Origin of the sequence: Deinococcus sp. Leaf326, from assembly GCF_001424185.1 — a bacterium.
Lineage (GTDB): Bacteria > Deinococcota > Deinococci > Deinococcales > Deinococcaceae > Deinococcus.
In genome coordinates this window covers 10,877-12,345 of the sequence record NZ_LMOM01000046.1, presented here as the reverse complement: position 1 = coordinate 12,345, position 1,469 = coordinate 10,877, and the positions used below count along the sequence as shown (strand labels likewise).

Below are 1,469 nucleotides of genomic sequence, written 5' to 3'. Positions count from 1 at the left end.
AGAGGAGCCAGGACGGCCCACTGGTCATCGTTCAGCCGCATCACAAGAGTGTGCCGCCCGGCCGGGCGGCACACTGTCACTGAATTTCCGGATGATCTGTAGTGTATAAAGCCTATCAAGACCCCAATTCTTTTAAGATTTCACAGCCTTCCCCATATCTTAAAATATCAGTAAATTTATTGGCTATGAATACCATCCCCTCGTGGGAAACAGGACTATTAATACAGCTATAAACACCAAGTCTTCCGTCTATTTCACCATAATATAGATTCGCGGCTCCTAAACCTGAAGCGAAAGGATACATACCTGGGATTATAAGAGGACCGGATATGGTATCAAAGTAAAACTCATAAGAGTCTATCGGATGCATAAGATTATATCTCACACCATCTCCAGCTGGCTTTGTCCCAAATTCTAGAAGACCATATGAAAAAATTATGTATAAATAATCCTGAGGGACAATTTTAAATTCATTTAAAGCTTCTAACATTGTATCAATATCTGTAGATACTAATGGATCACAAGAAGTGATTTCCATGCTACTATGTAAATTTGATAGAATCATCTTAATTTCACCTGCTTGGCGTAGCATCCATAGTTTTGATTACTTTCATACATCACGTCTCCACCAACGGCAATAGTATCAAAGTCCGTACCCTTGGACTTACCAAGTTTAGTGAGCATATCGTAAACAAATATCATAGCACACTTGACATCATCTTCCTTAAAGTTAACCGCTAGTAAGTCTGTTGCAGAATATTCTACTACCCTACGTAATTCTGAACATGGCAAGATCGTACGCTTATTCTGTAATGCAGTAATCATGGTATGGGGTAAAGAAGGCTGCGTAGTAAATCCCAGATCTTTACCGTTAAATCCACCAGAATTATTTGTTTCAATCATTACTGTTGGAGCAGACCGCGATGAATATTTTTCCGTTTGGAGGCAAGCCTTGGCCCAACCATCTTGAAAAATATGATGGGATTGGATCATTCCTCGCCAAGCCATTTCAGAGTTATTTGACAATTTCTTCGGAAATAGAGTTGTCTCTCCAGCAAGATTATGCTGAGCTAAAAAACTTACGTAATTTTTTCTACATACATATGGACCTGTTTTTACCTCCAGTGCTCGTATTGTAGTATTGTCTGCACACAGAACTGACATTTCAGCTAGTGTCAATTTATCTATATCATCAAAATCGTTTAATTTGGGAGACTCTAACTTGCTATTGATCTTCTTAAGAGCTTCTTTAGGAATTTGTCCATTTATCAAATCGTTTTTTAGTGAAGCATCAATAATATCTATGCAACTATCTTTACAAGTTTTAGACAGCTCGAGAATATTACCAATATAGCTTTTAGTTGAATCACTACAGATCATCCGGAAATTAAACGGAGCAGGATGATGATACAGGCGAGCTGAACCATACCCAGAAAGTTCTGTGCTTTGACTTCGTCCCGCGTGCGGAC

At 38.9% G+C, this 1,469-nt stretch carries 2 protein-coding genes and 1 pseudogene; all 3 read right to left on the bottom strand.

The features are described from left to right. Window positions 1–115 precede the first annotated feature (115 nt). Entirely contained in the window at window positions 116–538 is a 423-nt protein-coding gene (locus tag ASF71_RS23945; RefSeq protein ID WP_156372860.1) for a hypothetical protein, read from the bottom strand. A 23-nt stretch (window positions 539–561) separates the two neighbouring features. Next, a complete protein-coding gene (locus ASF71_RS25265) occupies window positions 562–993 on the bottom strand; it encodes a hypothetical protein (RefSeq protein ID WP_235514515.1) in 432 nt (143 codons plus the stop codon). Between the two features lie 383 nt (window positions 994–1,376). Further along, window positions 1,377–1,469, bottom strand: a pseudogene (locus ASF71_RS25260) (IS5/IS1182 family transposase); the annotation flags it as partial.

Coding starts and splice junctions, on each gene's coding strand:
- ASF71_RS23945 (WP_156372860.1), bottom strand. CDS start 538: ATGGAAATCACTTCTTGTGATCCATTAGTATCTACAGATATTGATACA.
- ASF71_RS25265 (WP_235514515.1), bottom strand. CDS start 993: ATGATCCAATCCCATCATATTTTTCAAGATGGTTGGGCCAAGGCTTGC.